This is a genomic window from Rhodococcus sp. TAF43 (assembly GCF_052113525.1).
In the GTDB taxonomy this organism is placed as follows: Bacteria; Actinomycetota; Actinomycetes; order Mycobacteriales; family Mycobacteriaceae; genus Prescottella.
Map to the genome: position 1 here is coordinate 1 of NZ_JBFRDL010000051.1, position 20,917 is coordinate 20,917.

Sequence of the window (20,917 nt, forward strand, 5' to 3'; positions counted from 1 at the left end):
GGGCCTACCGTCAGGTCTTCACCAGCAACAGCGAACGCGCCGACGCACTTGCACCCTGGCTCGAGTACTACAACACTCGACGACGCCACAGCGCACTCGGAGGACTCCCACCGATCAGCCGACTGCAACCAACCTGATGGCCAGGTACAACTAGGGCGTGTCTCCTCAATGGCTGGTCATCGCCCACAGCGGGGCCAGGGTACTTCGGACTGTTCACGCTCATCGCCGTCTGACCGTGTTCATTGACGAGGTTGTTGCCGACCTCCGCATGCTCTTCTCGGATACGCCCGATTCTCGGGAAGGCGGGCGTATCGAGTCCTATGATGTGGGCATGTTCGAGTTCGTTCTCTGGGGCTCCACTGGGCTCATCGTGGCGGGGCTCCTCGCATTCTGGTGGCGTCAAGACGCCCGAGAACGCAAGGAGGCCGAACTCTTCAAGCGGTGGGCCAACGCGACGGTCTGGAACAACGATCCATCGGCGAAGGTCGTGGTGATATCTCGGACGGTCGAGGATGTGGCCTCGCTCAGCGACGGCGTCGTGGAGATCGAAGCGCTCTTGACCTCGGACTCGCCAGTAGTCGCGGAAGCGGGATGGTATCTCCTCATCGCGGGTTGGACGGATGCTCGAGACCGCGCGAAACGAGGCGAACCCATCGTGTTCGGGCCCGCTGAGATCCTCGACTCGTTCCCACCCCACACGCCTGAGCTCGTAGATCGACTGAGTGGGCGAGGGGATCGACCACCTCGCATCGCGAGTCGACTGCTCGGGTTCAGGGGACTCTAGGGCTGTCTCCTACTGCGTCGAGCCAGAGCATGATTGCTCGGAGGACGGCTCCGCCGCGGTATGTGAGGGCGAGTTTGTCGTAGCGGGTGGCGAGCCCGCGCCATTGCTTGGTCTCGTTGAAACTGCGCTCGATGACGTTGCGACCCTGGTAGTCCCCGGCGTCGTAGGTGGCGGGGCGCGGCCGGCCGGGACCTCGCCGCGCGACCCGCAGATGCTTCATGGGCCGAACGATCGAGGCGCATCCCGCGCTAACCATCACGGCCTCGCTGACGGAGGTGTCGGTCGCCGCGCGGGTGCACCTTGTGTCACGGTGGGTTCTTCGGCAAAAATTCTGGCTCGCAATCTATGTGGCCATGGCGGTGGAGTCCGTGGTGTACCGGCAACGGCTCTCGATCGCCTGTTCCACTTCTTCCGATGGCGGGTCTGCGGTTCTCGCCATCCCCGCTCATTCCCCGTCCTCCGGCCTGTCGGTGACGGCTTCGGTCCTGGCGCCCATCGAACACCGTTCCGATGCTGTCCTCCTTCTGATCGCGGCCGCTCAGGTGATCGGCGCATCCGGGCTGTCGTCGCTGCGCATGGAGCGCAAGCTGCTCCGCATTGCGCGGATTCCCGGGGCTCGCCGCTGGGAAGTGGTTGACTCAGCCGAGACCAGCATGCAGAATCTATTTCTGTAATACAGAAACATTGAACTCCTTTCGAAGTGAGGTCCCATGCGCGACGCGGCCGACGTCCTCGCCAACGTCCGGCGGGGCATGCTCCCCGCACACATCTACAACGATGCCGAGGTCTTCGAGGCGGAGAAGGAGCGTTTGTTCGCCCGGGCGTGGATGTTCGTCGCCCACGAGTCGGAGCTGCCGCAGGTCGGTGACTACGTCGTGCGCCGGGTCATGGACAACTCGTTCATCGTCAGCCGTGACCAGTCCGGCGAGATCCATGCGATGTTCAACATGTGCCTGCACCGCGGCATGCAGGTGTGCCGCGCCGAGCAGGGCAACGCCTCGCACTTCCGCTGCCCGTACCACGGCTGGTCCTACAAGAACGACGGCCGCATCGTCGGCATGCCGTTCCACAAGGAGGCCTACGGCGGCGAGGAGGGCTTCGCGCGCAAGGGCCAGCGGCTGCTGCCCGCCCCTAACCTGGGCATCTACAACGGCCTGATCTTCGTGTCCATGGACGCGGACGCCGAGCCGCTCGAGGACTTCCTCGGCGACTTCAAGTTCTACCTCGACTACTACACCAAGCAGAGCGCCAGCGGCGTCGAGGTCCGCGGGCCGCAGCGCTGGCGGGTCAAGGCCAACTGGAAGATCGGCGCCGAGAACTTCGCCGGCGACATGTACCACACGCCCCAGACCCACACGAGCGTCGTGGAGATCGGCCTGTTCCGTGAGCCGAAGGCCGAGAAGCGCAAGGACGGCAACACGTACTGGGCCGGCAAGGGCGGCGGTACCACGTACAAGCTGCCCCCGGGCACCTTCGAAGAGAAGATGAACTACGTCGGCTACCCCGACGAGATGGTCGAGCGGATGAAGGGGCAGTGGTCCCAGGAGCAGATCGATGTCATCGGACGCGACGGCTTCATGATCTCGGCTGCCTCGGTCTTCCCGAACATCAGCCTGGTCCACAACTGGCCGAAGGTCGCCGAGGGCGACGACGTCCTGCCCTTCATCTCGATCCGCCAGTGGCAGCCGATCAGCGCCGACGAGACCGAGGTCCTGTCCTGGTTCGTCGTCGACAAGGAGGCCCCGGAGGAGTTCAAGAAGCTCTCCTACAAGGCCTACCTGATGTGCTTCGGTAGCAGCGGCATGTTCGAGCAGGACGACGTCGAGAACTGGGTCTCGCTGACCAACACCGCCGGTGGGTCGATGGCCCGCCGACTGCTGCTCAACGGTCGTATGGGCATGCTGCACGACGACAGCCCGGTGGTGCAGCCCCTGACCGAGGACGAGTTCTGTGGTCCGGGCGTCGCGCACGTCGGCTACGGCGAGTACAACCAGCGGCACCTGCTCAACGAGTGGGCCGACTACCTCGAGAAGCCGGCGCCCGTGCCGGCCAACATTCACGTCGGTGCGCCGCAGGTCGACGGCGAGTGCAGCAGCGAGACGGCGGCACAGTGCAGCAGCGAGAAGGCGGAGGCGTAGCCATGAGCACCTACATCCCCATCGATTCCGCCAGCTCCCCGCTGGGCCAGGCTGCGTCGACGACGACGCCCGTGGGTGCCTCGCTGGCGTTCGACGACCAGCGGCACCTGACGGCGCATCGCTGGCTGGTGGAAGAGTCCTACCTCCTGGACCAGCAGGACTATGACGCCTGGCTGGACACCCTCGCCGAGGACATCCACTACTTCATGCCGATCCGCGTCACCACCGCGCTGGGCACCGGCTATGACACCGCCAAGGACATGGCGCACTTCGACGAGGACAAGTACTCGCTGAGCCGCCGCGTCGCGCGCTTCGACACCGGCCACGCCTGGGCAGAGGACCCGCCCTCGCGCCTGCGCCACCACCTGTCCAACGTCCGCACCTTCGCGACCGAGAACGAGAACGAGCTCGTCGTGGAGTCGGCCGTCCTGCTGTTCCGCAGCCGTGGCGATGTGCTGGAGCCCTCGCTGCTCTCGGTCGGCCGCGTCGACCTGCTGCGTCTCGAGGACGGCGTCTGGCGGCTCGCCCGCCGGCACATCGCCGCGGACGAGTCGGTGCTGCGCATGCAGAACCTGGCGGTGTTCCTGTGAAGCTCTCCTGGGAGGGTGAGGCGGAGGACGCCGCGGCGGCGGCCCGGGCCAACTCGCGGCTCGGTGTCCTGCAGGACCAGCGCGACGGCGAGACCATCGTCATCGCGAACGAGTTCTCGGACATGCGGATCTCGAAGGTGCACACCCGCAACGGCGCGCGGCTGCTCATCGAGTCGCCGAAGTCCGGTCAGTGGATCACCCTGGACGCGCTCGAGCTGGAGGCCCTTACCTGGCAGAACGAGACGACGCTCTCGGCCATGGTCGGCAAGCCGTTCCAGTCGCTCATCGCCACCGAGGACGCCTCGTGACCGGCTGGCTCGAGGGCAAGCGCGCACTGATCGTCGGGGCCGGCTCGGGCATCGGGCGCGGCGTGGTCGACGCCTTCCTCGCGGAGGGGGCCAGCGTCGGTGTGCTCGAACTCGACGCGGCCAAGTGCGAGGCCCTCGCGGCCGAGCACCCTGAGGTCGAGGTCGTGCAGGGCGACGCCACCAAGGCGGCGGCCAACAACGCCGCCGTGTCGGCGGTCGTGAACCGCTTCGGCGGGCTGGACGTCCTGGTCAACTGCGTGGGCATCTTCGACTTCTACCGCAAGCTCGAGAGTATCGACGCCGACATGCTGGACCAGGCGTTCGACGAGATGTTCGCCGTCAACGTCAAGTCGCACCTGCACAGCGTGAAGGCGGCGATACCCGCGCTGCGCGAGTCGGGCGGCTCCATCGTGCTCACCGAGTCGACCTCGGCGTACTACCCGGGCCGCGGCGGCACGCTCTATGTCTCGTCGAAGTTCGCGGTGCGCGGGCTGGTCACCACCCTTGCGTACGAGCTGGCGCCGGACATCCGCGTCAACGGCGTCGCCCCCGGCGGCACCCTGGGCACCGACCTGAGCGGGCTTGCGACGCTGGGCCTGACGGAAAACCGGCTCGACGGCCCGGACCGGGCGAAGGAACTCGCGGGCCGCAATCCGCTGGGCGTCGCGCTCGACGGCCTCGACCACGCCTGGAGCTACGTATTCCTCGCCTCCGAACGGTCGCGCGGCATCTCYGGCCGCGTCGTCCACTCGGACGGCGGTATGGGCATCAAAGTCTGAACGCCGTGGTCCGCGCGACCTACTGAAGGAAGGATCCCAAAATGGCAATTCTCAAGGCGAACCTCGAACTGTGCCAGGGCTACGCGAACTGCGTGGTCGCGGCGGACGACGTCTACGACATGGACGACGACGGCCTCGTGGTGCTGCTCAAGACCCGCGTGGACGAGTCCGACCGCCAGCGGGTCGAGACCGCGGCGAAGAGCTGCCCGGCCAACGCCCTCTGGCTGGAGGACGAGTGAGTGGCGGGGTTCTCATCGTCGGCGGCTCGGTCGGCGGTATCCGCACGGCCCGGGCGCTGCGCAATGAGGGCTACGTCGGCAAGGTGACGGTGGTCGAGGCCGAGTCGCATCTGCCGTACGACAAGCCGCCGCTGTCCAAGGCCCCGCTCGACGGCGACGCACACGTTCCGCTGCTCACCGCGGAGGAGGCGCGCGAGCTCGACATCGAGCTCGTATTGGGCAGGGCCGCAGTCGAGTTGCGTCCGCAGGACAGGCAGGTCGTGCTGGGCGATGGGGTTGTTCTCGACTACGAGGAGCTGGTCATCGCGACCGGCGCGGCCGCCCGGCCGGCGCCGTGGTCGGGCCCCGGCGTGCACGTGCTGCGCACCATCGCGGACGCCCGCGCGCTGCGGGAGAGCCTGCTGGGCGCGAGTCACCTGCTGGTCGTCGGCGCGGGTTTCATCGGCGCGGAGGTCGCCTCCCTCGCCCGTAAACAGGGCATCGAGGTCACGATCGTCGACCCGGCGCCCACCCCCATGGCGCGAGTGATGGGAGATGAACTGGGCCAGCGCTTCTCGCAGCTGCACCGTACGCACGGGGTGGACACGCGCTTCGGTGCCACGGTCGATACCCTCGAGCACGTGGAGGGCGGCATCAGGGCCGAGCTCTCCGACGGGGCGAGCGTCCTCGTGGACGCCGTCGTCGTCGGTATCGGCGCGGTACTGAACACACGCTGGCTGGAGTCCTCGGGCCTGGCGCTGGAGGACGGCGTGGAGTGCGACGAGTTCGGCCGTGTGGCCGGCGCCGAGCACATCTTCGCCGTCGGCGACATCGCCCGGTGGTACCAGCCGCGACAGGAGAAGGCGGCCCGCGTCGAGCACTGGACCAACGCGGTGGAGCAGGCGAACTGCGTGGCGCGCAACATCTTCGCGCCCGATGCCCCCGTCCCGCACGACCCGGTGGCCTACGTCTGGAGCGACCAGTACGACTGGAAGATTCAGCTGTTCGGCACCCGCGACATCACGGGCACCCCGGTCGTCGTGGAGCAGGCGGAGCCCTTCCGGCTTGCCGCGATCTGGCAGGACGCGGACGGGCGGGCCAGCGGCGGGTTGACCGTGAACTGGCCCAAGGCCTCGGTCCAGCTGCGGCGCACCATCGCGGCCGGCGGCTCGGCCGACCAGGTCCACGCGCAGATCGCCGGCACGGCGGTGCAGGCATGAGGCCCGGGGAACTGGACGAGCTCCGGGAGCTGGTCGCCGAGGGCTGCCGCGTGCTCGCCGCCCGGCAGCTGGCCCCGGGGATCTTGGGGCACATCAGCTTCCGGATCGACGAGTCGCGGATGCTGATCCGCTGTCGGGGGCCGCAGGAGCGTGGGTTGCTGCACACCACCCCCGAGGACATCCGCCTGGTGGGGTTCACCGGTGAGCCGGGTGCTGCCGGCGAACTGGACGGCGGCTACACCGTGCCGTACGAGTTGCCGCTGCACAGCCGGATTCTCACGCGCCGTCCGGACGTCACCTCTGTGGTTCACGCGCACCCGCACAATGTCGTGGCCGCCGATCTCGCAGGGCTGCCCATCCTGCCCATCGTCGGGGCCTACGACATCCCGGGAGCGGTGCTGGCACACGGGGGAGTGCCCGTATTCCCCAGGGCCGCTTTGATTCACAACACTGCCCTGGGCGACGATGTGGCCGATTCCCTGGGCGATCGGCCGGTGGTGCTCATGCGCGGCCATGGCCTCACGTCCACCGGCGCGTCGGTGCAGGAGGCGGTGCTTCGCGCTATCTCTGTCGACGTGATCGCCTCGCTGTCGTTGTCCATCGTCTCGGCGGGCGGCACGCTGGTGCCGATCGGTGCCGCGGATCTGGCGGACCTGCCGAACCTGGGTGCTGGTCTCAATTTGGGCGCCGCGTGGCGCCACGAGGTGTCTCGGCTCGGCACGCAACCTTGAGGACATTGCGGGGAAGCATCCTGCAACTTGGCTCGATCCACGACACGAGGTCTGTCCGATGGCACACGCAGACAGCTGTTCTGCTCGTCGGATCGACAATCTTTCGCGGATGACCCGCTGATCTCCACCGCAGAACTGACCGCAGAAGTAGATTCTGACTTCCAAGCTATCGGTGAGCACTAGCTCACTGTCCCGAGAGGTTTAGTGTAGTGGACTTTGAACACAAGACGATTTTCGTTACCGGAGCAGCATCCGGTATCGGGAAAGCATCGGCACTGGCGTTCGCGGCACAAGGCGCAAGGGTGGCTGTCGTCGATCGCAATAAGGAAGCGCTCGCGGAAGTCGTCAATCAGATCGAGGAAATCCGTTCGGAGGCACTGGCGTTGCACTGTGACATTACACAGGGTGACGAAGTGCGAGCAGCAGTTGAGGCGACTGTCTCTCGATGGGGAAGACTGGACTCCGCTGTCAATGCCGCCGGCGTCGAAGGAGCAACAAAGAAGCTCCTGGAAGAGGATGACGCACTCTTCGATCGCACCATGGACGTGAATCTTCGGGGCGTCTGGCACTGCATGCGAGCGCAGATCGAACAGATGACGAAACAGGCGGAGGGCGGCACCATCGTGAACGTCTCATCCGGCGCGGGTTTGGTCGGCTCCGCTCGCTCTGCCATCTACAGCGCTTCCAAACATGCCGTCCTCGGCCTCACTCGTAGCGCCGGATTGCAGTATGCGCGAAACGGAGTGCGCATCAATGCGGTATGTCCATCTGGCGTCCAGACACCTATGGCCGACCGGATCGTGGACTCCTTCGAAGGCGAGGCACCATCCAAAGGCGGCGCCGGATACCCGCTGGGACGGTACAGCACACCTGAAGAGATCGCCTCGGGCATTATGTGGCTGAGTTCGCCGGGTGCCGCATCGGCGATCGGGAGTGTCCTGACAATCGACGCAGGCTTCACGGCAGGATGACGACGCCGTGGTGCCGGGCAGCCGGCACCGCATCTCGCAGCCTGGGCTCCCATAGGAGGAGTCCAGGGGAGGTGGACATTCGGTGAGGCCCTGACCAGCCGGATTGGCCGCGTATCGCTGCCATGACAGCGGCGGGTCATCGTGTAGTGGTGAACGCCTTACCGATCAAGTGACTCAACCCAAGATCCTGCGCGATGACCTATCTCAATCATGCCGACACGTCCCTGCCCGCCACGGCACAGGCGCCTCACTGCAGTGGGCTGAGCATCCTGATCGTGGAGTGCCCCCGCGTAGTGTTGCAGTAGATCAGTCAGTTATCGACTGCGGCAACTAGTTCAACGTTCTGGACGTAGCTTGCTCGGTAGCAGAGTTCGTATTTGGAGTCGATCACAGCGATTCGACGCCGGCGCTATCCCAACACGTCCGGGTCCGTCCCATTGGCACAGAGTCCATGCCGCTCGCAGGCCTGAGTCGTCGCCGCAGCGGTGCATTGAGAGTCTCTGTCCAAGTGCATGATTGTATCTGTCAGCCGACCGTGCCTGCGTCTCGACGGCCATGTAGACAGCCGCGGTTACCAACCCGATCCGCATGTGATCAGCGCAGGGTGTATATCGCCTTCGTCGCAGGTCGGATTGGTGATGTCCGACCTGCATGTCGGTCTGAAAACTGCTGTGGTGCAATAGTCTGTTGGCGGGGTGGCCGTAGGCCAGGACTCACGTCATGCCGAACCTGCGTGTCTGGGGTCTCGATCGAGCAGGCGTCGGTGGTGGTGGCCGCGATCAATCTGGAGTTCGCGTCCGGCTATCCGGAAGTCCTTGCCCGTCAATGGTATATGACCACCGATAGCATGCGGGACCTCCCTGAGGGTGGTGCAATGCTGGGCGGCAGGAAGGCCGTTGTGCTCACGGCATTCCCGCACTCCGATTCCGCGACCCCGCCGGACGCTGTCGACCAGCCTGCAGAAAACGTATGACGATCGCCAACTGCAGTTTCGCCCGCGAGGGAGCGAAACAGGCTCGGACTACACGTTGTGGCAGGCCACGAAGTGGCCCTTGCCGACCTCCCGCAACAACGGCTCCTCCTGCGCGCAGCGCTCGGTCGCCAACGAGCAGCGCGTGCGGAAGCGGCATCCCGACGGAGGGTTCAGCGGCGAGGGCAGATCTCCCTCGATGGCCACGAGTTCGTCCTCGGCGTCGCGGGCGCGATCCGGATCAGGGATCGACGCCAGTAGCAGCCGCGTGTATGGGTGCCGCGCCGTGCTCTGCACGTCATCGGTCGGGATGACCTCGCAGACCTTGCCGAGGTACATCACCATCATCCGGTCGCTGATGTTCTTGACCACCGCCATGTTGTGGGCGATGAAGATCATCGTGAACTCGAATTCCTTCTTGGTCTCCTCGAGAAGGTTCAGGACCTGCGCCTGTACGGACACGTCGAGACTGGAGACCGGCTCATCGCAGATCAGCAGCTTCGGCTTGAGCATCAGCGCCCGCGCGATACAGATGCGCTGGCACTGGCCGCCCGAGAGCTCGTGGGGGGTCTTCTCCCACACCATGTCCGGGTTCAGGCCCACAGCGTTGAGCATCTCGCGGCCCATGGACTCCAGTTCGGCCTTGCCCGTGACGCCCCAGATTCGCACGCCCTCGGTGATGAGGTGCTTGACCTTGCGGCGCGGGTTCAGCGAGGAGATCGGGTCCTGCATGATCATCTGCATCTGCGCGCGTATGGTCCGCAGGTTCTTCGACGAGAGCCCGCCCAAGTCGATGCCGTCGAGCACGATCTCGCCCGAGGTGGGCTTCGGCAGCTGCATGATGGCCCTGCCGGCCGTGGACTTGCCACAGCCGGACTCACCGACGATTCCCAGCGTCTCGCCCGGGACCAGGTCGAAGCTGATGCCCGAGACCGCGTGCACGGTTTGCTTGCCGGCCGGGAATTCCACGACCAGGTCCTCGACGGTGAGGATCCGCTTGTCATCCACCCGCAGATGCGCGGTGCCACTGCCAGCCATTACACAGCCTCCAAAGTCAGCTCGCGGCCGGTCGCGGTGCGCCCGGCCTTGTGGTTGGCCGCCAGTGCCGCGTCGCCCTCAGGGGTGCCGACTGGGAAGTGGCAGGCCGCCTCGTGCGGATGCCTGGCATCCGCGGTATCGGCCGAGGCCACCAGCTCCGGCGTCTGCGTCCGGCACTTCTCCTGCGCGTAGAGGCAGCGGGTCGCGAAGGAGCAGCCGCGGATCGGCTTGGTCATGTCGGGCAGGCCGCCCTCGATGGCGTCGAGCACCTGGTGGGGCTCATCCGCGATGCGGGGAATGGCGGCGAGGAGCGCCTGCGTGTACGGGTGTCGGGGCGCGTCGAAGAGCTGGCGGGTCGGCGCCGTCTCGACGATGCGGCCCGCGTACATCACGGCTACACGGTCCGTCTGGCCCGCGACGACTCCGAGGTCGTGGCTGACCAAGATCCCTGCCATCCCCATCTCCTTGCGGAGCTGGTCGAGCAGTTCGAGGATCTGCTTCTGGACCGTGACGTCGAGCGCGGTGGTCGGCTCGTCGGCGATGGTGAGGGTCGGATCGCAGGCCAGGGCCATCGCGATGACTACGCGCTGGCGCATGCCGCCAGAGAGTTCGTGTGGATACTGGTCCACGCGCCGGGTCGGCTCGGGGATACGCACCTTGCGAAGCAGCTCGATGGCGCGCTCACGGGCCTGCACCTTGTCGAGGCCCAGGTGGGCACGGATCGACTCGGTCAGATGCGTGCCGATGTGCTTGAACGGGTTCAGCGCCGTCATCGGATCCTGGAACACCATCGCGATGTCGTTGCCCCACAGCTTCTGTTGCTCTTTGCGGGTCAGCGTCTGCATGTCGCGGCCCCCGAAGACGATCTTGCCGGTCACCGTGGTGGCGCCATCGCTGGAGATCAGGCCCATGACGGTCTGGCCCAGCACCGACTTGCCGGAGCCGGACTCGCCGACCAGGCCCAGGGTCTCGCCGGCGTCGACGGTGAGCGAGACGCCGTCGACTGCGCGCAGCTGGCCGCGCTTGGTGCGAAAGTGCGTGGAGACGTTCTCGACCGTGAGGAGCGGGGTGCCTGCCGGGGCAACGGCGGAGCCGCTGTTCGTCTCAGTGTTGTTCGAATGCTTGCTCATCGGTCACTTCCTTTGCCGTACAGGGCCATCACAGCTTGGCCTCGCGCGAGCCGCCGGTGGCCTTCTGGGCCTTCTCGCCGACGATGTTGAAAGAGAAGACAGTCAGGAACAGGAACATGCCGGGAACGAATACGATGAACGCGTGCTTCTCGAGCACGCCGCCCTGACCCTCGGCGATCATGTTGCCCCAGGTCGGAATCGGCGGCTGGATGCCGAGACCGAGGAAGCTCAGCGAGGCCTCCGCCACGATCAGTACGGAGATCATCACCATGCCCAGCGAGGCGAGCGGCAACGCCACGTTCGGAGCGAGTTCGCGCACCATCACGCGCCAGCGGGTTGCGCCCATCGCGCGGGCGGCGAGCACGAACTCCCGTTGCGAGAATGTCAGCGTATTCGCTCGCGCGATACGGATCATCGACGGTATCGCGAGTACGGAGAGCGCGAACGAGATGTTCATCAGGCTCGGCTCGAGCACCGCGGCCAGAGCGATCAGCAGGATCAGTGCCGGGACAGCGAGCAGCGAGTTGGTCAGGACACCGATCACGGAGTCGACCACGCCCCCGAAGTAGCCGGCGAGGATGCCGATCGCGCCGCCGATGATGATCCCGATGAGCACGGCCGTGACGGCGACGACGAGCGAGGACCGCGCGCCGTAGATCGAGCGGGCCAGCATGTCGAGGCCGAAGTTGTTGGTGCCGAGCGGATGGTCGGAGAAGAGGTTCGGCGGAGCGAAGCCCCTGGCCGAGAGCGTCTTCTTCGTGTCCTTGTACTCAGCCAGCGGAAGCAGTGGCGCGAGGATCGCGATACCCACGATGAAGACCAGCCACATGCAGGACAGGACGAACGTCAGGTCGAAGTCCCCACCGAACTTGGCCAGGCCGATGCGGCGGAACCCCATGTAGATGCCGATGAGGCCGATGATGCCGACGATGACGCGCAGCGTCATTACGACGGGGCCTGCGCCGAGCGCAAAGCCCAACGCGATGACACCGATCGCCAATAGGGTGCCACCGCGGACGTAGAGGTCGCGTCGCTCGCTCGTGGTCCCCGGCACGGTGTCAGGTGTCGGTGGTTCGGCCACGATCACGGCAGCGCCCTGGGCCGCGGCCGGAATGGCCTGTTCAGGGTCGTTGAGGTCGGGATGGGTGAGATTAGACATGGGCTCGTCGGCTCCTCGGGTCGAGGTATCCATAGGAGATATCGATGATTCCGTTAGCCACCACGTAGATGACTGCGATCACCAGCACGGCGCCCTGGACCATCGGCATGTCGCCCTGCTGGGCGGCACGCACGATCAGTGAGCCCAAACCGGGCAGCGAGAACAGCGTCTCGACGATGACGGTCGAGCCGATCATCGAGCCGATCACCAGGCCGAGCATCGTGATCAGGGAGAACGAGGACGGCCGCAGCGCGTCGCTCACCAGCAGTCTCATGTTGGACGTGCCCTTGGCCTTGGAGACCAGGATGAAGTTCTCCTGCAGGGTGGTGATCAGGTCGCTGCGCAGGATCCTCAGGAACATCGCCATCTCGAGCAGGCTGATCGCGATCGCCGGCAGGATCGCGTGGTACAGGTTGTCGCCGACGCCCTCAGAGATGCGCACCCACTGCGAGCGGGGGAACCAGCCGAGGTGGTTCACGAACAGCATGATCAGCAGCAGGCCGGAGAGGAAGCTGGGGATCGACAGCACACCGAAGGTGCAGGCGCTGATGATCCGGTCGATCAGGCCGCCCTGGTGACGCGCGGACCACATCGCGAGCGGGATCGCCACGACGAGCGCGATGAACAGGCCCATTATGGCGAGCTGCACGCTCACGGGCAGGGCTGCGCTGATGCGCTCCATCACGTCGCTCTGCGGTGGTACCAGCGACTTTCCGAGGTCACCTTGCAGGGCGTTGGAGAGCCAGTGCCAGTAGCGCGTGAAGAACGGGTCGTCCAGACCCATCTCGAGCCGGGCCTGGGCGTACTCCTCGGGGGTGTGCCCCTCTCCGAGTGCGGCCACCGACGGATCGCCGGGGATAAGTGACACCAGTCCAAAGGTGCCGAGGCTGACGACGAACAGCACAACAACAAGTTCGCCAATCTTCTTGAACACGGCCTTGGTCATTGCTGCAGTCGTCTCCTTTCTGAAATCATCCGTTGATCCTCACTTCGATGTGATTGCTGAGCCGACCGATGTAACGGYCGCAAAGTCCGTATGGCGCGCAGTGTCGTGCATTGGCAACGATGAACGAATTATCAAGGTTGCCAATCGCTTTGATCCCAATCTTCTGAGGGCCGGCGATGAACCTGCAATCCCTCAGGCGAGGTGTCCATGCCCAGCAGCGTCAACCCTGCCCGACGATTCTCTGGGCCGGGTCGCCTGCGAGGAGAGTGTCCATGCCTAGTCCTGGATGGAAGAGGGTGCCCTCGATTCTTCCCATGGACTGCGTTCGTCGCCGGGCTTCGATCCGTCTGGGGGCACTGCCTCCTGACGCCCCCCCAACTTGCACACCGCGGGCATGGTCAGGTTGTTTTTTTGGGGGGGCGGCGCCCGAGGTCCCAAGGGCCTCGAGGTCAGGACGGTGCCTAGTCTGAGATCCAGATCTTGTCGAAGAGCACCAACCCATCCATACCAGCCTTTGCGCCGTGGACGTTCGGTGCCCAGGTGACGAAGTTTGCGCCCGAACCCAACGGCACGATCGGCGCATCCTCGTTGAGGATCGTCTGCATCTCCTCGAATCCAGCCCTACGCTCCTCCGGGGTGGCGGCAGCCTGAATCTGGGAGATCACTTCATCCATCTTGGGATTGCTGTAGCCACTCACGTTTTGGCTGGATCCACTCACGAGCAGGCCTTGAAGCCTGGGGAGCGGCGCGGAATCGGGCACCGCTGTGCCACCAACGCTCACGTCGAAGTCATGAGTGACATAAAATGTCTTGGCAATATCATTCTTAGTCGCATTAGGCTGGATTTTGACTTCGAAGCCGACATTTTGGAGCATTGACTGCATCGCCAATGCCAGATTTACCGACGCTGGATCCTGCAACGAGGCGAACGTCAATTTTCCATCGTATCCATCCGCCTTGGCCTCTTCGACGAGCTCGCGGGCGGCGTCAACGTCCTGAGTGGGACCGGGGATCGCGCCGTGCATGGTGGACCACTCTTGGAACAGCTCGAGTCCGGGCGAGTTCAGCCCGTCCCTGGCGCGTTCGTTGATGATGACAGGATCGATTGCCTTCACGATTGCCTGCCGGACACGGATATCGTGCGCAGCGCGGCCTTCCCGGATATTGATAAGGCCGTTGTCGACCATGCTGACCGGCTCGTAGTATCCGGGGAACTCGGCCCGCATCGTCTCGATGGCGTCTCCACCCCTGAGGTACGCCATCTGCACCTCGCCCGCCTTGAGCGCATCGACCATCGGCTGCTCACCGTGAAGGTCTACGAACTTGAGTCCGCCGATTCTCGGCTTCCCGCCCCAATAGTCCTCGCGTGGCGCGAGAACGAGTTCGACGCCGGGATTGACGGATTTGACAGTGTACGGCCCAACACCGATCGGCTCGACGAAGCTCCCGTCCCGAAATGAGTCCGGGTGGGTGATCATGCCGAACCCTGTGGTCAGGAGCACGGGAAAGTCGGTCCACGGATTGTTCAGGTAATAGGTGACGGTACGCGGGTCGGGCGCCTCCATGGATCGCACGTTCGCCATGAATTGGTCGCTGTACGTGGCCTTGCCCTCGGTCATGCGATTGGTGCTGGCAATAACGGCTGATGCGTCCAGAGTGTCGCCATTGCTGAACTTCACCCCGTCGCGGAGTTTGATGGTCCACGAGAGTCTGTCGGCAGCCTCGGTGATCGACTCGGCGAGCTGCGGCGCAAAGTTTGCAGACTCTGGGTCCCACCGCACCAGGACGTCGTAAATTGCGGCCATTTCGGTGCCGCCGAGCCAGGGGGAAGTTCTGCCCTTGATTGGGTCCAGTGTATTAGTCAGCGAATGCGACGCATAAGTTAGAGTCGCATTTCCAATAGCGTTTCCCTCAGGCGCCTGCTCGCCAATCACCTCGGCCCTGATGATTTTCGGTTCGGCACCGCCGTCGGATGAGCCGGCGGAGGATGCGCATCCGGCGGCTAGGAGCCCACAAGTCGAAATTAGGACCAAGGTGGAAAGCGCCCGCCGATGAATTGTTCGCTTCATTACCATCCTTCAGGGGGGGTGTTGTCAGGCCTGACCGCGCGTTCAGGCTGAGGCTGGGAGTTAGGTTGCTGTCGGCCACCGATCACCAATAGAGACCCACATCACGCACCGTAGCAGAAGTGATTTCTTCTTGGAAGAGAAGATTGAAGCCTGTGCAGTGGTCGCGCGCTCGCCAACCTGCCCTGGGCGACGATGTGGCCGACTCCCTTGATTGGCTGGTGGTGTTCACGCGCGGCCACAGCCTCGCGTCTACCGGTACTTCGATACAGCGGGCGGTGCTTCGCGCGATCTCGGTCGACATCATCGCTGTCGCTGTCGCTGTCCGTCGTGTCGGCGGGCGGCACGCTGAGCTGATCGGTGGAGAAGGTTGGGTGGACTCGCCGAAACTTGCCGAACCCGGATGACCGTCTCGATCTGGGCGTCGCGTGGGTGGGCCGATCTGTCGATCTGCGGGGCGCTCACCGCGCACATGTGCGCGATCGCGCCGGCAATCTCGGGGTGGACCGTGGGCCAGGTCGAAGTGGCCATCCTGGAATGGGTCGACTGGTTCAACTGCGGACGCCCGTACGGGTTCGCCGCCCGTCGAGTCCGGGGCGCTCCACAGCTGGTGACTCTCGTACTCCGCCCGCGCGACGAGGACCTGCATGTTTGGCAGAGATGCTCTCTGCAGAGAGAAATCAGGAGGGGTATATGCAGGTAGCGAGGCCGACGATTGGCACTTATCGATCGCTAGTAAGGTCTTGACTCGCGGGCTGCAGGGCTGTTCAATGCGCAGGAACACAGATTCGATGCGCGTCTGGTCGCAGATTGCAATAGGGACGTTTTGATGAGGTTGAGGAAGACGATTCGGGCCGTCGCGGTCGCTGCGATGCTCACGGCTTGTCTCGCAATAGCTTCCGCTTGTCTCGAAGGAGGCGAGCGCCGGCGGTGGCGGTGGCGCGCACCTGCTCTCTCAGTTCCTGTACGGCCTTGTGATCGTGCTGGTCCTCGTACTTCGAGCCCAAAGGTCGGTCGCGCTCTTCAAGCGACCTATCGACTGGATCCGAGCCCGAATCTCCGGAGGTAGCAAATGAACTCAATGGTCATCGACAGGCCCAGCGTCCGTTACGGCGCAGCCTTGCTGGCGCTCGAGGACGTGAGCCTCCCGATTTCCCGGGGCCAGATCGTGAGCTTCCTCGGGCCCAACGGCGCGGGTAAGTCGACGCAGATGCGTGGGTTTCGGGTCTGCTCGGCGTGTACGCACCGCAGTCCGGTTCGGTGCGCTTCGCGGGCGCGGAGATCCTCGGGCTGCCGGCTCACAAGATCGCGAAGAAGGGCATCGCCCGGACCTTCCAGAACGTGGAGGTCTTCCCGGCGATGACGGTGCTGGACAACCTCTTGCTCTCGCGGCACAACGGCACGCAGGAGCACATCGAGTTGGCGCGAGCGCTGGCGATGGAACCGCGGCTGATCATGCTCGATGAGCCCGTCGCGGGTATGAACCACGACGAGACCGCCGAGATGACCGAGACCATCGTGCAGGTGAACCGGGACCTCGGCGTGGCCATCCTGCTCGTGGAGCACGACATGAAGATGGTCATGGGCATCTCGAACCGCGTCTGCGTCCTCAACTTCGGTCAACGAATCGCCCTCGGCAAGCCCGCCGAGGTTATCCGCGACGAAGCTGTCGTCGCGGCCTATCTGGGAGCTGCATGATGGAAGACGGAAAATTTGTAATCTGCGCGATAGCAGGCAGCCTCCGCGCAGACTCGTGGAACCGCAAGCTCCTCGAGGCGACCGCGGCAATGGCGCCTGCCGACGTCGACGTGCGGATCACGAAGCTGCTGGGCGAGATCCCGTTGCTCAATGAAGACGATTTCGGTAACGAGGCAGAGAGCGTCCACGCGCTGCGCGCCGAGGTCGAAGCTGCTGATGCTCTGCTGATCGCCACACCGGAATACAACGGCGGCATCCCCGGCGTCCTGAAGAACGCGCTCGACTGGCTTTCGCTGCCACTCGGCCGCTCGGTGCTCGAGCGCAAGCCGGTGGCGCTCATGGGCGCGACGCCCGGCCGCCTCGGCACAGCGCGCAGCCAGTTCGAACTGCGTCACACCTTCGTCTTCTCGCGGTCCCCGGTGTTGCCGGGACCCGAGATTCTTCTCAGTTTCGCGCCCGATCACTTCGACGAGCAGGGCCGGCTGACGGATCCCATCGTCCTCGAACGGGTCGATTTGATGTTTACGCACCTGAAGAAATACGCAAGTCTCAACGAATACGAGGTTGTCTAACCATGACCGGCGCTACCACCAGCCCGAACGTCCACAAGGAATTCGTCAGCAGCGAGTCCCCGGGTGCGAAGCGCGCCGGGGCTGGCGGCTATCCGTGCCAGGGGATCTACTACACGCCGGCCGGCAAGAAGCCGCGCATCGCGATGATCGCTACGCATTACCAGATTGATTTCTCGGAGCATTACGTCGCTGAGTTCATGGCTGAGCGCGGTGTTGGATTCCTGGGCTGGAACACCCGCTACCGCGGCTACGAGGAGCTCTTCAATCTCGACCAGGCCCTGGTCGACATCGGCGTGGGCGTCCGCTGGTTGAAGGAACATGCAGGTGTGGATCAGGTTATCCTGCTTGGTAATTCCGGCGGCGGGTCGCTGATGGCGGCTTACCAGGCGCAAGCCGTCGAGCCGTGTATCCGCCCCGCCCGTGACATGGAACCGGCAGTGGGCATCAATGAGCTCATCCCCGGTGACGCCTACATCTCCCTCGCCGCGCACGGCGGCCGGCCTGATGTGCTGACCTCGTGGCTCGACGCAGCCGTCATCGACGAGAACGACCCGACGCTGACCGACCCCGAACTCGACCTGTTCAACCCGGAGAACGGCCCGCCGTACTCCGAGGAGTTCATCGAGCGATACCGTGCCGCGCAGGTTGCTCGCAACCACCGGATCACCGCGTGGGCCAGGGAAGAGCTCGCCCGGGTCACCGCCGCCGGCTACTTCGACCGGCACTTCGGTGTTCCGCGTACCTGGGCGGACCCTCGCATGGTCGACGCGACGATGGAGCCGACCAATCGGCCTGCGGGCGAGTGCTACCGCGGCTCGACCGCTGTGGCAAACCGCGGCGACCGCGGCATCGGCGCCGGGAGCACGCTGCGGAACTGGCTGCACATGTGGAGTCTCGAAGAGTCCCAGTGCCGCGCGGAAATGCACATGGAGAAGATCACCGTGCCGGCGTTCGTCATCAACCCCGACGGTGACACGGGTGTGTTCCCCAGCGATGCGGACGCGCTGTACAACGCCATCGCCAGCACCGACAAGCAGCGCAAGGACCTGCCGGGCGATCACTATTTCGTCGAGCCGGTCGGTGCCCGCGAGAAGGTCGCCGAGGTCATGTGCGACTGGATCGCCGAGCGTTTCCCCAAGGAACAGTGGTGATGAGCACCGAGAACGACGAGCTGGGGCTCGCCCGAAAGCAGCACTGGGTCAACCAGGTCGCCCGGCACGCCTTCGAGCGCGGCGATCTCCCGGCCATCGTGTTCGGCGAGCGCCGGATCACCTGGGCACAGCTTCAGCAGCGAGTGGTTGCCGTCTCTGCCGCACTCGCCGAGCGCGGCGTGGGGCGCGGGGACCGTGTTGCGCTGCTGATGGGCAACCAGGCCGAGTACATCGAGATCATGATCGCAGCCAACCGGATCGGCGCTATTGCCGTGCCGATCAACTTCCGCCTCAGCGTCGGCGAGGTGGCGTTCACGCTCGACAACAGCGGGTCCGCCGTCCTCTGCGTGGACGAGCAGGCGAGCGCTACCGGAATCGCCGCGGCTGCGGAGGTCGAGGGTCCGGTGCAGGTCTTCCAGGTCGGCAGCGAGAGCGCCGATGGCGCGACGTCGTACGACGTTCTCCTCACCGACTCCGGTTCGGGCGGATCGGTCGACGAGGTCGACGAGGCGGAGCCGGCGCTGCTGATGTACACCTCGGGCACCACCGGACGCCCCAAGGGTGCCGTGCTCACGCACCGCAACCTGGCGGCGCAGTCGACCACGAACGTGATGGCGTTCCGCTTCGAGATGCACGACGAGGTCAGCCTTTGCGCCGCGCCGCTGTTCCACATCGGCACCATCGGCCTGGTGGCGCCGTCAATCCTGATGGGCGCCACCATGGTCGTCCTGCCGAGTGTCTCCTTCGATGCGGGCGCCCTGCTCGACGTAGCGGAATCCGAGCGGGTCACGTCGACGTTCCTCGTACCCACGCAGTGGCAGGCGGTCTGCGACGAGCAGGCACGGGCCCCGCGTGATCTGTCCAGGCTCCGTGTCAGCTCCTGGGGCGGGGCACCGGCCAGCGACACCCTGCTCCGAAAGATGGGCGAGGTGCTGCCGGGCGCGTCGAGCCTCGCACTGTTCGGGCAGACTGAGATGTCCCCGGTCACGTGCGTGCTCGAGGCCAAGGACTCGCGCCGCAAGCTCGGCTCCGTCGGGCGCCCGGCGCCCGGTGTCTGGGCCCGCATCGTCGACCCCGACATGGTGGACGTGCAGCCCGGTGAGGTCGGCGAGATGGTCTACCGCGGCCCGGGGCTCATGACCGGGTACTGGAACAACCCGGAGGCGACGGCGCAGGCCTTCGCCGGCGGCTGGTTCCACTCCGGTGACCTGGTGCGGATGGACGACGAAGGCTTCATCTACGTCGTGGACCGCGCGAAGGACATGATCATCTCCGGCGGCGAGAACATCTACTGCGCCGAGGTCGAGAATGCGCTGGCCGGGCACCCCGACATCGCCGAGGTTGCCGTGATCGGCAGGGCCCACGCGACTTGGGGCGAGACCCCGGTCGCGGTGGTCGCGCTGAAGCAGGGCGCCGCGGATCTGACCATCGAGGAGTTGCGCACCTGGGCGGGGGAGAGGTTGGCCCGTTACAAGCTGCCGACCGACCTCGTGATCGTCGATGCGCTGCCGCGAAACGCCTCGGGCAAGGTCACCAAGAACGCGTTGCGCACCCCGGCCGTTACCCTACCTGCGTGACTGCAAAGGAAGATGCACCTCCGAATCGTCCGCAGTACCCGATCGAGTCTGTCGACAATGCGCTTCGGATCCTGCTGCTGCTCGGCGATCGTCGCAGCATCCGGCTGACCGAGGTGAGCGAGTATCTCTCGGTGGCCTCGTCGACTGCGCACCGGCTGCTGGCGATGCTCCAGTACCGCGGTTTCGTTCGTCAGGTCGAGGGCTCGCGGGCTTACGAGCCGGGTCCGGCGCTGACCACGATAGCGTTCGCGGTCCTGCGCCAGACCGACGTTCGGGCGCGCGTGCACCCGGTCCTCGAGCGGCTCTCGGCCAGCCTCGGCGAGACGGTCCACCTGGCCCGTCTCGACGGGAACACGGTGACCTTCGTGGACTCGGTCGAGAGTGCTCGGGCGGTGCGCGTGGGATCCCGCATGGGCATGACGATGCCTGCGCACTGCACATCGTCGGGCAAGGCCCTGCTCGCCACGCTGGACGACAGTGTGGTGCGCGAGCTCTACCCCCAGGAGAAGTTGACGGGGGGCCTGACCTCGCACTCGATCACCAAGCGGTCGGTTCTACTGCGCCGGCTCGCGGAGGTCCGCCAGGTCGGGTTCGCCACGAGCGACGAGGAGTCCGAGGACGAAGTCGCGTCGGTGGCGGTCTCGCTCGGCGAGTACGGCGGGGCGCGCTACACGTTGAACGTCTCCACGCCCAAGAGTCGGATGTCCGACGTGACCCGCGAGGAGATCGCCGCCGCACTGACCCAGGCGGTGGACGAGGTCGCTGCGTTCTTCCTGTGATCTCGGGACAGAACGAATCTTCCTGCGCGGCAGGATAAGGCACGGAAACAGCCCCGCCGATCCAATCGATCGGCGGGGCTGTTTCTCTTGAT

24 protein-coding genes and 1 pseudogene are annotated in these 20,917 nt (G+C 65.2%); 19 read left to right on the forward strand and 6 right to left on the reverse strand.

The window, feature by feature from the left end; translation table 11 throughout:
* Both AB4Z09_RS24145 and AB4Z09_RS24150 read left to right on the forward strand, forming a co-directional pair.
* A partial coding sequence (locus AB4Z09_RS24145) for an integrase core domain-containing protein (protein WP_442240847.1) occupies positions 1–137 on the forward strand: 137 nt, incomplete at its 5' end.
* Positions 138–235: 98 nt separating this feature from the next.
* Positions 236–784 carry a hypothetical protein gene (locus tag AB4Z09_RS24150; RefSeq protein ID WP_442240831.1) on the forward strand — a complete coding sequence of 183 codons (549 nt, stop codon included), beginning with the start codon at positions 236–238 and terminating at the stop codon, positions 782–784.
* On the opposite strand, the gene AB4Z09_RS24155 is transcribed toward AB4Z09_RS24150, so the two are convergent.
* Positions 771–1,004 (reverse strand): transposase, encoded by a 234-nt coding sequence (locus AB4Z09_RS24155; RefSeq protein ID WP_442240832.1) that lies wholly within the window; start codon positions 1,002–1,004, stop codon positions 771–773. The genes AB4Z09_RS24150 and AB4Z09_RS24155 overlap by 14 nt on opposite strands.
* On the opposite strand from AB4Z09_RS24155, the gene AB4Z09_RS24160 reads away from it, so the two are divergent.
* The 10 genes from AB4Z09_RS24160 (at position 1,003) to AB4Z09_RS24205 (ending at position 8,712) form a co-directional block, all read left to right on the forward strand.
* Positions 1,003–1,458 (forward strand): hypothetical protein, encoded by a 456-nt coding sequence (locus AB4Z09_RS24160; protein WP_174913506.1) that lies wholly within the window; start codon positions 1,003–1,005, stop codon positions 1,456–1,458. The two genes, AB4Z09_RS24155 and AB4Z09_RS24160, sit on opposite strands and share 2 nt — an antisense overlap.
* Before the next feature lie 36 nt (positions 1,459–1,494).
* A complete protein-coding gene (locus AB4Z09_RS24165; RefSeq protein ID WP_442240833.1) occupies positions 1,495–2,922 on the forward strand; it encodes an aromatic ring-hydroxylating oxygenase subunit alpha in 1,428 nt (475 codons plus the stop codon).
* Positions 2,923–2,924: 2 nt separating this feature from the next.
* On the forward strand, positions 2,925–3,512 hold the full coding sequence (locus AB4Z09_RS24170; protein WP_174913503.1) for a 3-phenylpropionate/cinnamic acid dioxygenase subunit beta: 588 nt from the start codon (positions 2,925–2,927) through the stop codon (positions 3,510–3,512).
* Positions 3,509–3,820, forward strand: a complete 312-nt coding sequence (locus AB4Z09_RS24175; RefSeq protein ID WP_031940481.1) for a hypothetical protein — start codon at positions 3,509–3,511, stop codon at positions 3,818–3,820. The genes AB4Z09_RS24170 and AB4Z09_RS24175 overlap by 4 nt, the downstream gene beginning before the upstream one ends.
* Positions 3,817–4,599, forward strand: coding sequence for a 3-(cis-5,6-dihydroxycyclohexa-1,3-dien-1-yl)propanoate dehydrogenase (gene hcaB / locus AB4Z09_RS24180; protein ID WP_442240834.1), 783 nt, complete (start codon positions 3,817–3,819; stop codon positions 4,597–4,599). The genes AB4Z09_RS24175 and hcaB overlap by 4 nt, the downstream gene beginning before the upstream one ends.
* Positions 4,600–4,640: 41 nt before the next feature.
* Positions 4,641–4,838 carry a ferredoxin gene (locus AB4Z09_RS24185; protein WP_031940479.1) on the forward strand — a complete coding sequence of 66 codons (198 nt, stop codon included), beginning with the start codon at positions 4,641–4,643 and terminating at the stop codon, positions 4,836–4,838.
* Entirely contained in the window at positions 4,835–6,037 is a 1,203-nt protein-coding gene (locus AB4Z09_RS24190) for an NAD(P)/FAD-dependent oxidoreductase (RefSeq protein WP_174913499.1), read from the forward strand. Before AB4Z09_RS24185 ends, AB4Z09_RS24190 begins: the two co-directional genes overlap by 4 nt.
* On the forward strand, positions 6,034–6,768 hold the full coding sequence (locus tag AB4Z09_RS24195) for a class II aldolase/adducin family protein (RefSeq protein ID WP_442240835.1): 735 nt from the start codon (positions 6,034–6,036) through the stop codon (positions 6,766–6,768). Before AB4Z09_RS24190 ends, AB4Z09_RS24195 begins: the two co-directional genes overlap by 4 nt.
* Before the next feature lie 209 nt (positions 6,769–6,977).
* Positions 6,978–7,739, forward strand: coding sequence for an SDR family oxidoreductase (locus AB4Z09_RS24200; RefSeq protein ID WP_174913493.1), 762 nt, complete (start codon positions 6,978–6,980; stop codon positions 7,737–7,739).
* A 733-nt stretch (positions 7,740–8,472) separates the two neighbouring features.
* Positions 8,473–8,712, forward strand: coding sequence for a hypothetical protein (locus AB4Z09_RS24205; protein WP_442240836.1), 240 nt, complete (start codon positions 8,473–8,475; stop codon positions 8,710–8,712).
* A 48-nt stretch (positions 8,713–8,760) separates the two neighbouring features.
* Here the strand turns inward: AB4Z09_RS24205 and AB4Z09_RS24210 are convergent, their stop codons facing one another.
* From AB4Z09_RS24210 to AB4Z09_RS24230, 5 genes are all read right to left on the reverse strand, one after another.
* Entirely contained in the window at positions 8,761–9,747 is a 987-nt protein-coding gene (locus AB4Z09_RS24210) for an ABC transporter ATP-binding protein (RefSeq protein WP_174913490.1), read from the reverse strand.
* A complete protein-coding gene (locus AB4Z09_RS24215; protein WP_442240837.1) occupies positions 9,747–10,877 on the reverse strand; it encodes an ABC transporter ATP-binding protein in 1,131 nt (376 codons plus the stop codon). Before AB4Z09_RS24215 ends, AB4Z09_RS24210 begins: the two co-directional genes overlap by 1 nt.
* A 28-nt stretch (positions 10,878–10,905) precedes the next feature.
* Positions 10,906–12,036: an ABC transporter permease gene (locus tag AB4Z09_RS24220; protein ID WP_174913485.1), complete on the reverse strand. Its 1,131-nt coding sequence runs from the start codon at positions 12,034–12,036 to the stop codon at positions 10,906–10,908.
* Positions 12,029–12,982, reverse strand: coding sequence for an ABC transporter permease (locus tag AB4Z09_RS24225; protein ID WP_442240838.1), 954 nt, complete (start codon positions 12,980–12,982; stop codon positions 12,029–12,031). Before AB4Z09_RS24225 ends, AB4Z09_RS24220 begins: the two co-directional genes overlap by 8 nt.
* A 461-nt stretch (positions 12,983–13,443) precedes the next feature.
* Positions 13,444–15,051 carry an ABC transporter substrate-binding protein gene (locus AB4Z09_RS24230; RefSeq protein WP_174913479.1) on the reverse strand — a complete coding sequence of 536 codons (1,608 nt, stop codon included), beginning with the start codon at positions 15,049–15,051 and terminating at the stop codon, positions 13,444–13,446.
* 119 nt (positions 15,052–15,170) lie between these two features.
* On the opposite strand from AB4Z09_RS24230, the gene AB4Z09_RS24235 reads away from it, so the two are divergent.
* The 7 genes and pseudogenes from AB4Z09_RS24235 (at position 15,171) to AB4Z09_RS24265 (ending at position 20,825) form a co-directional block, all read left to right on the forward strand.
* A complete protein-coding gene (locus AB4Z09_RS24235) occupies positions 15,171–15,455 on the forward strand; it encodes a hypothetical protein (RefSeq protein WP_442240839.1) in 285 nt (94 codons plus the stop codon).
* 674 nt (positions 15,456–16,129) lie between these two features.
* Positions 16,130–16,225 (forward strand): annotated as a pseudogene (locus AB4Z09_RS24240) (hypothetical protein); the annotation flags it as partial.
* Between the two features lie 59 nt (positions 16,226–16,284).
* Positions 16,285–16,746, forward strand: a complete 462-nt coding sequence (locus AB4Z09_RS24245) for an ABC transporter ATP-binding protein (protein ID WP_254622658.1) — start codon at positions 16,285–16,287, stop codon at positions 16,744–16,746.
* A complete protein-coding gene (locus AB4Z09_RS24250; protein ID WP_442240840.1) occupies positions 16,743–17,318 on the forward strand; it encodes an NADPH-dependent FMN reductase in 576 nt (191 codons plus the stop codon). Before AB4Z09_RS24245 ends, AB4Z09_RS24250 begins: the two co-directional genes overlap by 4 nt.
* Before the next feature lie 2 nt (positions 17,319–17,320).
* Positions 17,321–18,469: an alpha/beta hydrolase gene (locus AB4Z09_RS24255; RefSeq protein ID WP_174913473.1), complete on the forward strand. Its 1,149-nt coding sequence runs from the start codon at positions 17,321–17,323 to the stop codon at positions 18,467–18,469.
* Positions 18,469–20,046, forward strand: a complete 1,578-nt coding sequence (locus tag AB4Z09_RS24260) for a long-chain-fatty-acid--CoA ligase (RefSeq protein ID WP_174913470.1) — start codon at positions 18,469–18,471, stop codon at positions 20,044–20,046. The genes AB4Z09_RS24255 and AB4Z09_RS24260 overlap by 1 nt, the downstream gene beginning before the upstream one ends.
* On the forward strand, positions 20,043–20,825 hold the full coding sequence (locus AB4Z09_RS24265) for an IclR family transcriptional regulator (protein ID WP_442240841.1): 783 nt from the start codon (positions 20,043–20,045) through the stop codon (positions 20,823–20,825). The genes AB4Z09_RS24260 and AB4Z09_RS24265 overlap by 4 nt, the downstream gene beginning before the upstream one ends.
* The last annotated feature ends 92 nt before the right edge of the window (positions 20,826–20,917 follow it).

Excerpts from the sequence above, each read along its gene's own strand:
- AB4Z09_RS24160 (WP_174913506.1), top strand. The coding sequence starts at position 1,003 with ATGGGCCGAACGATCGAGGCGCATCCCGCGCTAACCATCACGGCCTCG.
- AB4Z09_RS24210 (WP_174913490.1), bottom strand. The coding sequence starts at position 9,747 with ATGGCTGGCAGTGGCACCGCGCATCTGCGGGTGGATGACAAGCGGATC.
- AB4Z09_RS24170 (WP_174913503.1), top strand. The coding sequence starts at position 2,925 with ATGAGCACCTACATCCCCATCGATTCCGCCAGCTCCCCGCTGGGCCAG.
- AB4Z09_RS24225 (WP_442240838.1), bottom strand. The coding sequence starts at position 12,982 with ATGACCAAGGCCGTGTTCAAGAAGATTGGCGAACTTGTTGTTGTGCTG.
- AB4Z09_RS24230 (WP_174913479.1), bottom strand. The coding sequence starts at position 15,051 with ATGAAGCGAACAATTCATCGGCGGGCGCTTTCCACCTTGGTCCTAATT.
- AB4Z09_RS24255 (WP_174913473.1), top strand. The coding sequence starts at position 17,321 with ATGACCGGCGCTACCACCAGCCCGAACGTCCACAAGGAATTCGTCAGC.
- AB4Z09_RS24155 (WP_442240832.1), bottom strand. The coding sequence starts at position 1,004 with ATGAAGCATCTGCGGGTCGCGCGGCGAGGTCCCGGCCGGCCGCGCCCC.
- AB4Z09_RS24185 (WP_031940479.1), top strand. The coding sequence starts at position 4,641 with ATGGCAATTCTCAAGGCGAACCTCGAACTGTGCCAGGGCTACGCGAAC.
- AB4Z09_RS24220 (WP_174913485.1), bottom strand. The coding sequence starts at position 12,036 with ATGTCTAATCTCACCCATCCCGACCTCAACGACCCTGAACAGGCCATT.
- AB4Z09_RS24195 (WP_442240835.1), top strand. The coding sequence starts at position 6,034 with ATGAGGCCCGGGGAACTGGACGAGCTCCGGGAGCTGGTCGCCGAGGGC.
- AB4Z09_RS24250 (WP_442240840.1), top strand. The coding sequence starts at position 16,743 with ATGATGGAAGACGGAAAATTTGTAATCTGCGCGATAGCAGGCAGCCTC.
- AB4Z09_RS24165 (WP_442240833.1), top strand. The coding sequence starts at position 1,495 with ATGCGCGACGCGGCCGACGTCCTCGCCAACGTCCGGCGGGGCATGCTC.
- AB4Z09_RS24215 (WP_442240837.1), bottom strand. The coding sequence starts at position 10,877 with ATGAGCAAGCATTCGAACAACACTGAGACGAACAGCGGCTCCGCCGTT.
- AB4Z09_RS24260 (WP_174913470.1), top strand. The coding sequence starts at position 18,469 with ATGAGCACCGAGAACGACGAGCTGGGGCTCGCCCGAAAGCAGCACTGG.